Source organism: Parvibaculum sp., assembly GCF_049651025.1.
In the GTDB taxonomy this organism is placed as follows: domain Bacteria; phylum Pseudomonadota; class Alphaproteobacteria; order Parvibaculales; family Parvibaculaceae; genus Parvibaculum.
The window spans coordinates 18,113-27,668 of sequence record NZ_JBASBH010000113.1; the positions used below are offsets into that span (position 1 = coordinate 18,113).

At 61.5% G+C, this 9,556-nt stretch carries 9 protein-coding genes; 6 read left to right on the forward strand and 3 right to left on the reverse strand.

Annotated elements, in window-relative coordinates; all coding sequences use genetic code 11:
- The first annotated feature begins 80 nt into the window (after positions 1 to 80).
- Positions 81 to 1,256, forward strand: coding sequence for a DUF3047 domain-containing protein (locus tag WA943_RS15105; protein WP_424470723.1), 1,176 nt, complete (start codon positions 81 to 83; stop codon positions 1,254 to 1,256).
- On the opposite strand, the gene WA943_RS15110 is transcribed toward WA943_RS15105, so the two are convergent.
- Together WA943_RS15110 and WA943_RS15115 are read right to left on the reverse strand one after the other, a co-directional pair.
- Positions 1,253 to 1,942, reverse strand: coding sequence for an HAD family hydrolase (locus tag WA943_RS15110; RefSeq protein ID WP_424470724.1), 690 nt, complete (start codon positions 1,940 to 1,942; stop codon positions 1,253 to 1,255). The two genes, WA943_RS15105 and WA943_RS15110, sit on opposite strands and share 4 nt — an antisense overlap.
- Positions 1,943 to 1,991: 49 nt before the next feature.
- The gene (locus WA943_RS15115) at positions 1,992 to 2,585 is read right to left on the reverse strand and encodes a GNAT family N-acetyltransferase (RefSeq protein ID WP_424470725.1); all 594 of its coding nucleotides are present in this window, start codon (positions 2,583 to 2,585) and stop codon (positions 1,992 to 1,994) included.
- Positions 2,586 to 2,730: 145 nt separating this feature from the next.
- Between WA943_RS15115 and WA943_RS15120 the strand changes: the two genes are divergently transcribed.
- Positions 2,731 to 3,225, forward strand: coding sequence for an N-acetyltransferase family protein (locus WA943_RS15120; RefSeq protein ID WP_424470726.1), 495 nt, complete (start codon positions 2,731 to 2,733; stop codon positions 3,223 to 3,225).
- Here WA943_RS15120 and WA943_RS15125 read toward each other — a convergent pair.
- Positions 3,222 to 4,364: a M14 family metallopeptidase gene (locus WA943_RS15125; RefSeq protein ID WP_424470727.1), complete on the reverse strand. Its 1,143-nt coding sequence runs from the start codon at positions 4,362 to 4,364 to the stop codon at positions 3,222 to 3,224. The two genes, WA943_RS15120 and WA943_RS15125, sit on opposite strands and share 4 nt — an antisense overlap.
- Before the next feature lie 124 nt (positions 4,365 to 4,488).
- Between WA943_RS15125 and WA943_RS15130 the strand changes: the two genes are divergently transcribed.
- The 4 genes from WA943_RS15130 to WA943_RS15145 all read left to right on the forward strand — a co-directional run.
- Complete coding sequence (locus WA943_RS15130) at positions 4,489 to 5,949, forward strand: NAD-dependent succinate-semialdehyde dehydrogenase (protein WP_424470728.1); 1,461 nt, start codon at positions 4,489 to 4,491, stop codon at positions 5,947 to 5,949.
- Positions 5,950 to 5,954: 5 nt separating this feature from the next.
- Positions 5,955 to 6,653, forward strand: coding sequence for a ribose-5-phosphate isomerase RpiA (gene rpiA, locus WA943_RS15135; protein WP_424470729.1), 699 nt, complete (start codon positions 5,955 to 5,957; stop codon positions 6,651 to 6,653).
- A gap of 13 nt (positions 6,654 to 6,666) precedes the next feature.
- The gene (gene gor / locus WA943_RS15140; RefSeq protein ID WP_424470730.1) at positions 6,667 to 8,061 is read left to right on the forward strand and encodes a glutathione-disulfide reductase; all 1,395 of its coding nucleotides are present in this window, start codon (positions 6,667 to 6,669) and stop codon (positions 8,059 to 8,061) included.
- Positions 8,062 to 8,226: 165 nt separating this feature from the next.
- Positions 8,227 to 9,556, forward strand: a 1,330-nt coding sequence (locus WA943_RS15145; protein ID WP_424470731.1) for a class II 3-deoxy-7-phosphoheptulonate synthase, incomplete at its 3' end; no start/stop codon positions are given.

The following is a 9,556-nucleotide window of genomic DNA, read 5'->3' on the forward strand; positions in this document are numbered from 1 at the left end:
TCCGAACTGGGCTTCCCGCGTTATGCTCCGGCACAGCGGCGGCGGTGGGTCGTGCGATCAACAGGGTGGGGGAGGCGATTATGGCCAATGGCGCTGGCTTGCGGGCGGTCACGACACTGATGCGGCTTGCGGGGCGCGGCGTTGCGGCAAAGCTGAGGCCGAAATCGACCGGGCCCGCGGGCGGTCCGGCGTTCGAAGCGGCAATCTCAAAGCTTCTCGCCAGTTCCACTGTCGCATCTGAAATCAGCCGGACAGCAATCCTGACGCTTGAGGCCAATGAAGCAGGCTGGGCGGCTGCGAACTTCTCCGTCGAGCCGGGCGAGGAAGTGACTGTTATTGCCGCCGGCACATTATGGGCGTCGAAGGCGCTCGATATGCGCTTCGGGCCGCGCCTTGGCATTTGGCTTCGGGCGGGCGACAACGGCACCATCGTCAAGACGCCGGGGGAAGCCGCCAGCTTGCGCATGGCGCAGGGCGGGCCGCTCTTCGTGGTGGCCAAGCCTCCGGGCGAATGGGCGGACGAGCATGGTCGTTTCGATCCGGCCTTTCCGCGGGCTGGCATCACGGGCTCTCTGAGTGTCTGCATCATCGTCTGGAAGAGCGACGCCCTGCGCGGCCTGGAAGCGCTTGCCCATGCGGGCGACTATGAAGGCCTCGTCGCTCGCGCGCTCGATCAGGCGCGCAATCCCGTGCCGACGCCGCAAGGCGCGCGCTACCTCTGGCGTCTGGGCGATGGCGATATTTATCGCGACGTGCAGGGCGAGCATGGCCGCCACATTCATTGCCACACCAATCAGGATGTCGGCATTCTGCAGTTCCCCGTCGATGTGCCGCTGACCGATACGGTGCGGCTCGTCTGGCGCTGGAAGGTGGACAAGCTGCCTTGCGACCTGCCGGAAGACATTCAGCCTACGCATGATTATCTCTCGATCGCGGTCGAGTTCGATAACGGGCAGGACCTCACCTATATGTGGTCAGGCTCGCTTGCCGAAGGCACGATCTTCCGCTGCCCCTTGCCTTATTGGGACCAGGTGGAAACGCACTGGGTGCTGCGCTCAAAGCCGGAGGAGCTGGGCCGCTGGCTCGCCGAGGATCGGCCGGTCAAGGCGGATTATGCGCGCGCCATTGGCACGCCGCCTGCGCGTATCGTGCGCGTCTGGCTCATCGCCGTCAGCGTTTTTCAGCGCGGCGAGGGGATTTGTGAATATGCCGATATCGAACTGGTCGACGGCGAGCGCAGGGTGAAAGTGGTCTAGCGCCAGCCGCCGAAATGCGCGGGCAGCAACTTTGCCAACGCGCCCGGAAATTCATCGAAGTGATCGATGATGATATCTGCACCGAGATCAGGCACAGGCACGCGCGTATAGCCGAAGCTGACGCAGATCGAGGGGATGCGCGCATTTTTCGCCGCGTCGATATCGGCCTCGCTGTCGCCGACCATGATCGTTGTCGCGGGATCGCCGGACAATTGCCGCACCGCCTCGAAAAGATGTTCGGGATCGGGCTTTTTGACGGCAAGCGTGTCGCCGCCGATGACGACCGGGAAATAGTGATCGATGCGTAGCTGCGCCAGAAGCTGACGCGACAAACTCTCGACCTTGTTGGTGCAGACGGCAAGGCCGATGCCCGCATCGTTGAGACGCGCCAGCAGCGGCTCGACGCCCGGCCAGAGCTTGGTGTGGTCGGCGATATGCGCGCTGTAATAGGCGATGAATTCGTTGAATGTCTGGTCGAGCAGGGCCTCGCTTGCAGGCTCGCCCGTTTCGGCAAATCCGCGCTCCATCAAAAGCCGCGCGCCGCCACCGACCAGATGTCGCACGCGCGTTTCCGGCACGCGGGACCGCCCATGCTGCGTGAGCACGGCATTCATGGTCTCGCACAGGTCGCCCGCCGTATCGGCCAGCGTACCGTCAAGATCGAAAAGGAGAGTGGCGCGCGTCATCTGAACCGGAAATTTTGAAGAGACACCTGCATGTTGTCTCGCATGTGGCTCAGAAGCTTGCAAGCCGCTCCTGCAGGCGTGATTTCGCCGCAGGCCATTCTTCGCGAATGATCGAGAAATAGACCGTGTCGCGCACATGCCCGTCCGGCAGCACCATGTGACGGCGGAAAACACCTTCGCGTGTCGCGCCAAGTTTTGCGATGGCCGCTTGCGAACGCAAATTGCGCGCATCCGTTTTAAGCTCGATGCGGTTAAGGCCCAGCGTCTCGAAGCCATGGGCCAGCAGCATGAATTTGCAGGCCGGGTTGATCGCGCTCGCCCAGGCGGATGGCGCATACCACGTGCCGCCGATCTCGACGCGCAAGTCGTGCGCGGCAATGTTGAGATAGCGTGTCGAGCCGACAATCTTATCGTCACCAAGCCGCCGCACGACCCAGATGGATTCCCGATGCGCCTGCTCCAGTTTCAGCGACATGTCGAACCAGCGATCGAACCCACCTGCGGAACTGTCATAGGGCAGATAGCGCCAGATGACGGGGTCGGCGCCTGCCGCGGCAAGCCCCGCCCGATGCGTCTCTGCCAGCGGTTCAAGCGCGACGCCGAAAGCCGTGAGCGGAACGGCGCGAATGTCGGGAGTGGTCATGATGTCCTCTGATGGCGGGCGGCTGTTTCTACCCTCGCCGATGCGCGGGCGAAAGAACCACTTTTCAATCCGGTAGGGAGCAGATTTTTGCGCGAGGCCGAATGGCATGGTCGCGCGGCGCGAATTTTTGCGACATACTTCTTCCATGAGTGTGCTCACGAGATACCAGACGCGCATGGCATGGCCCGATCAGGATGAAAGTTTGATCGCGCGCCTCAAGGTCGTCTGTTGGCGTGAGGCCTATCCGGGCATTCTTCCGCAGCCCCTTCTCGATGAGCTGAGCGTCAGCCGCTCGAAGATGGAATGGGCGCGCGGGCTTCACGAAGGCATTGCCTGGATCGCCGAGCAGGCGGGCGAACCCGTCGGTTTCGGCCATGTGCGGGACGCGGAAGTCACCACGCTTTATGTGCGCAAGCACGATCATCGCCACGGCGTCGGCCGCGAGTTGCTGTCGCATTGTTTTGACGAGATCGCCTGCCTTGGCCATGCGGGCGCGCATCTCTGGGTGCTGGAGAAAAACACCGCCGCGCGTGCCTTCTATGAGCGCCTCGGCGGGCGCATGACGGCGCGGCGTCCGGTCGGCTTTCCGCGCTGGCCCCATATCATGGAAGTGCGTTACGACTTCGCGCTGGATCGCTAGTCAGCGGCGCGCGCGTTTTCCCGGCCCCATTCGCCCATGCCGATCAGCGTCGTGCGATAGCATTCCAGCGCATTGCGGATCACATTGTCGTGCCAGGATTTGCGGCGCGGCGCATAGTCCTCGCGAATTTCTTCGAAATATTGCTGCGTGTCCGGCGCGTCGAAACCGCTCTCAAAACGCAGCCAGCGTTCCAGCAGCGAGGCGCGGATTGCCTTGGCAGGGCTTGGCTTGTGAAGCGCTGAGCGAAACTCGATGACAGCGCCCGCAAAGCGCGCATGCGAGGCGAGCTGCGCCTCAAGCCCCCAGAACATGATGCCGCGCCGCGAAGGCCGCTTGGAGCCCCACATGGCGTTGACGGTTGCCGGATCGAGAGCTTCGCGTCCCCACCAATGCGCCGCGCGCGCAAACTCCGCGCTGGCAGGATTGGAAAAACACAGATGGATCAATTCGCCATCGCCTGCCGGGCCTGAATGCCAGTCGATGAAACCGACGCGCGCGGCTTGCGAAAGTTCGCTCGCCACGATCTGGCTCATGATCGTGTTCGACCATTCAGGCGCAAGTCCGCCATAGTGATAGCCGTCAGGATGTGTGTACTGGCCGCGGCTCATCGCATCTTCGAGCGCCCATTGTCCGTGGAGTTCAACGAAGCGCGCCCCCGCCGCCAGCATCCTGTGCATGGCAGGCTCGTCCAATGTTTTGGGGCAGAGGAAGCGATGCAACTCGTCATAGAGCGGGTTGTCGGGATGCTCGGCGCTATGGTCGAGGAAATTGCGATTGATATCGACGTTGTTTTCGGTGCCGCGCAGGCCCCAGGCAAAGCCGAAGGGATTGACCGCGTGAACGAGCAGCGCCGCCGTGTCGCGGGGCAGGTCCATCGGGCCGCACGTCGTCATCCATGCAAGCTGCGCCGCCGATCCCGCAAAACCCTCCGCGCCATGCGTGCCGCACGTATTGAGCAGCACGCTTGTCGCATCGGCAGGCCCGAACCAGGCCGTGTCGAGACAAAGCGTCGCGCCGCCGGGCCCTTTGGCAAGGGGGTTTTCATAGGTCTGAATACGCGCGCCGGCCTGTGTCGCCGCTTCGAGAAAGCGTGAACGGGCCTCGTCATAGGTTTCAGAGAAGAATTTCCCAGCGTCCATTTGAGGATAGTCGGTCCTTGGCGGTCTTTTTAAACGTCCCGGCGAGTGCTACTTAATAACCTCGCATGCCGGAATGCGAAATGCCCCCCCCGAACGGCCATAAGTCTGCCCAAAGGACAATATCATGAAACTCGTCGCGCGCCTGAAGGACCAGAGCCTTTTGAAGACCCAATGCTATATCGACGGCAAATGGGTCGGGGACAATGCAACCGGCATCAAGGTTACAGACCCTGCGACGGACGAGGTTATTGCAACCGTTCCCTCGCTCGGCCAGAAGGAAACGCGCACTGCGATTGAAGCGGCCCATCGCGCGCAGAAGGATTGGGCGAAGCGCCCGGCGAAAGAGCGCTCGCAGATTTTGCGTCGCTGGTTCGATCTGATGATGGCAAATCAGGACGATCTCGCCGCGATCCTGACTGCGGAGCAGGGCAAGCCGCTTGCCGAAGCAAAAGGCGAGATCGCCTATGCGGCCGGTTTCATCGAATTCTATTCCGAAGAAGCAAAGCGCGTTTACGGCAGCATCGTGCCGTCGCCTTCGGCAGATCGGCAGATCGTCGTTCTGAAGCAGCCGATCGGTGTTTGCGCCGCAATTACGCCGTGGAATTTTCCCGCCGCCATGATCACGCGCAAGGCAGGCCCCGCGCTTGCCGCAGGCTGCACCATGGTCGTGAAGCCCGCCTCGCAGACGCCGCTCTCGGCTTTTGCGCTGGCAGAGCTTGCGGATCGGGCAGGCGTGCCCAAGGGCGTCTTCAGCGTCATCACCGGCAAGGCTGGCGAGATCGGCACCGAGATGACGACGAGCGACCTCGTGCGCAAGGTGACATTCACCGGCTCGACCGCAGTCGGCAAGAAGCTGATGGAGCAATCGGCATCGACCGTCAAAAAGGTCGGGCTGGAGCTTGGCGGCAATGCGCCCTTCATCGTTTTTGACGATGCGGATATCGACGCGGCGGTCGAAGGCGCTATCGGCTCCAAATTCCGCAACACGGGCCAGACCTGCATCTGCACCAATCGTTTTCTGGTACAGGACGGCGTCTATGACGCATTTATCGAGAAGCTCGCCGCCAAGGTGAAAGTCATGAAGCAGGGCGATGGCTTCGAGGAAGGCGTGGTGCAGGGCCCGCTGATCGATATGGCTGCCGTCGAAAAGGCGGAAGAGCATGTCGCGGACGCCATTGCAGGCGGCGCGCGCGTCGTGGTCGGCGGCAAGCGCAGCAAGCTCGGTCATTCATTCTACGAGCCGACCGTCATTGCCGATGCAAAGCCGTCGATGAAGGTGGCGAAGGAAGAAACCTTCGGCCCCGTCGCGCCTGTCTTCCGTTTCAAGACGGAAGAAGAAGCCATTGCGCTTGCAAACGATACGCCCTTCGGCCTCGCATCCTATTTCTACAGCCGCGACATTGGCCGCGTCTGGCGCGTTGCGCAGGCGCTCGAAGCGGGCCTTGTCGGCGTCAATGCCGGATTGATTTCCACCGAGGTCGCGCCTTTCGGCGGCGTCAAGGAATCCGGCATCGGCCGCGAGGGTGGGCCCTGGGGCATGGAAGATTTTCTTGAAGTGAAATACGTGGCGATGGCGGGGCTTTGACGTTCATGACTGGCGATAATCAGAAACAGGCGGCCGCTCGTCGCGCCCTCGACTTTGTCGAAGACGGCATGAAGCTCGGTATCGGCACCGGCTCGACGGCGGAAGAATTCGTGAAGCTGCTGGCCGAGCGCGTGGCGGGCGGACTCAAGGTGATCGGCGTGCCGACATCGGAGCGCACGGCGGCGCTGGCGAAAAAGCTAGGCGTGCCGCTTTCCAACCTCGACGACACGCCCCATCTCGATCTGACGATTGACGGCGCGGATGAACTCGACAGTCAGTTGCGTCTCATCAAGGGCGGCGGCGGTGCTTTGCTACGCGAAAAGATCGTCGCCACCTCGTCGGATCGCATGATCGTCATCGTCGATGCATCGAAAGTCGTGAAGACGCTTGGCGCCTTTCCCTTGCCCATCGAGGTGATCCCCTTTGGCGCGGTTTCAACGGCAGCCGCCATTGCGAAAATCGCAAGCATCTATGATTGCCACGGAAAGATCGCGCGGCGTTGCGACAGCTATGGCGAACCCTTTTTCACCGATTCCAACAACTTCATTTTTGACTGCGACTTCGGAAAAATTCCGGATCCGGACAGTTTGGCGCGCGAACTGAACCTGATCCCCGGTGTTGTCGAGACGGGGCTGTTCATCGGAATTGCGACGCACGCTCTTGTGGGAACACCCACGGGTGTCGATATGATAGAGCCGAAATAGAGCGGAGCGATAAATGACGAAGGCATATGACTACGATCTTTTTGTGATCGGTGCGGGCTCCGGCGGTGTGCGCGCAAGCCGTATCGCGGCGGCTCACGGCGCGCGGGTCGCGGTCGCTGAGGAGTATCGTGTCGGCGGCACTTGCGTCATTCGCGGCTGCGTGCCGAAGAAACTCTTCGTCTATGCCAGTCAGTTCTCTGAAGAATTCGAAGACGCCGAAGGCTATGGCTGGACGGTCGGTGAAACGAGCTTTTCCTGGGCGAAGCTTCTCGCGAACAAAGACCGCGAAATAGATCGCCTGAACGGCATCTATATCCGCAATCTCGAAAATTCCGGGGTCAAGATTTTTCAGTCCCGCGCGGTTCTGAAAGACGCGCATACCGTCCACCTCGTCGCCGAAGACCGTGATGTGACGGCGGACAAGATACTCATCGCGACTGGCGGAACGCCGTTCAAGCCGGCCAGCGTACCCGGCATCGAACACGCGATCACATCCAACGAGGCATTCCATCTCGACGAACTGCCGAGCCACGGCATCGTCGTCGGCGGTGGCTATATCGCGGTCGAATTCGCAGGCATCTTCAATGGCCTTGGTGTCGAGACGACGCTCATGTATCGCCGCGAAAAAATCCTGCGCAATTTCGACGAGGATCTGCGCGACGGGTTGATGGAAGAGATGCAGAAGAAGGGCGTCGATCTTCGCGTCAACACCGACATCGCCTCGATCGAGCGCAAGGGCAAGACGCTCATTGCGACGTTGAGAGATGGCAGCACCATCGAAACCGGCTTCATCATGTATGCGACGGGCCGCGTGCCGAATTCTCACGGGCTTGGACTTGAAGAGCTTGGCGTGAAGCTGAAGAAGAACGGCGCGATTGAGGTGGATCCCTTCTCGCAAACGCATGTGCCCAACATCTATGCGGTCGGCGACGTCACCGACCGCGTCGCGCTGACGCCGATTGCGATCCGCGAAGGCCAGGCTTTTGCCGAGACGGTATTCAACAACAACCCGATTGCCGTCGATCACTCGATCATCCCGACGGCAGTTTTCTCACAGCCCGAACTCGGCACAGTCGGCCTTTCCGAGCACGAGGCGCGGGAGAAATTCGGCGATGCCAATGTCGACGTCTACAAGACGAGCTTCCGGCCCATGAAGCACACCATGACCGGGCGTCACGAAAAGACCTTCATGAAGCTCGTCGTGGATGCAAAGACCGACAAGGTGCTCGGCGTTCACATGATGGGGTCCGGCTCCGGCGAAACGATCCAGACGGTCGGCATCGCCGTCACCTTCGGTGCGACCAAAAAGCAGTTCGACCAGACGGTCGCCGTCCACCCGACTGCCGCCGAAGAACTGGTGACGCTGAAACAGAAATGGGCGCCACCTGCGGCCAAAGCGGCGGATTAACCGCGTTTTCGCCTATGGCTAGTCCCTTCAAGGGCTTAGGCTTCCCTCTGGAACCATTGTGGATTATAAACCACGCTTCCATATAAGGAGCGGGCGCGGGCCGGGCGAAAGCTTGGCCGCATACGCTCATTCGCGCGTTTCGGCGCGCTTCCTGGAGTGAGACCTATGGCGGAGAGCTGGACACCGGATAGCTGGCGGGCAAAACCTGCAAAGCATCTGCCCATTTACCCGGACGCGGCGGCACTGACGGCTGTCGAGGCCCGTTTGCGCTCTTATCCGCCGCTGGTTTTTGCAGGTGAGGCGAGAAGGCTGAAGAGCGATCTTGCCGAAGTTTGCGAAGGCCGTGCGTTTCTGCTCCAGGGCGGCGACTGTGCCGAAAGCTTTGCCGAATTCTCTGCCGACAATATTCGCGACACGTTCCGCGTGTTGCTGCAGATGGCCGTTGCGCTGACCTTCGCTGCCGCTTCGCCGGTCGTGAAAGTGGGCCGCATCGCCGGCCAGTTCGCCAAGCCGCGTTCCGCGCCTGAAGAAACGATCGACGGCGTGACGCTGCCGTCCTATCTCGGCGACAATATCAACGGCATCGAGTTCACCTCGGAAGCGCGTGTGCCCGATCCGGACCGGCTTCTGCGCGCCTATTCGCAGTCGGCATCGACGCTGAACCTCATCCGCGCTTTTGCGACCGGCGGCTATGCCGATCTCGATTTCGTGCATCGCTGGAATCTGGGTTTCGTCGCCGACAGCCCGGAAGGCGCGCGCTATGAGGAGCTTGCGAACCGCATCACCGAAGCGCTCGACTTCATGCGCGCTTGCGGCATCGACAGCGCAACGCAGCCGCAGCTCCACACGACGGATTTCTATACGAGCCACGAGGCGCTTCTGCTCGGCTACGAGCAGGCGATGACGCGCATCGACTCGACCACGGGCGATTGGTACGACACCTCCGCTCACATGCTCTGGATCGGCGACCGCACGCGTCAGCCCGACCACGCGCATGTCGAGTTCCTGCGCGGCGTGAAGAACCCGCTCGGAATGAAGTGCGGTCCCTCGCTTGATCCGGAAGAGCTGATCCGCCTCACCGATATTCTGAACCCGAAGAACGAGCCGGGGCGTCTGACGCTCATCTGCCGCTTCGGTTCCGAGAATGTCGAAAAGCACCTGCCGGCCCTGATCCATGCAATCCAGCGCGAAGGCAAGAAGGTCGTCTGGTCTTGCGATCCGATGCATGGCAACACGATCAAGGCGTCGAACGGCTACAAGACGCGCCCCGTCGATCGCGTGCTGAAGGAAGTGCAAGCCTTCATGGCCGTGCATAGCGCCGAAGGCACACATGCGGGCGGCGTCCATTTCGAGATGACCGGCCAGAACGTCACCGAATGCATCGGTGGCGCGCAGGCGATCACCGAAACCGATCTCGCCGACCGCTACCCCACGCATTGCGACCCGCGCCTCAACGCCAGCCAGGCGCTTGAACTCGCCTTCCTCGTTGCCGACG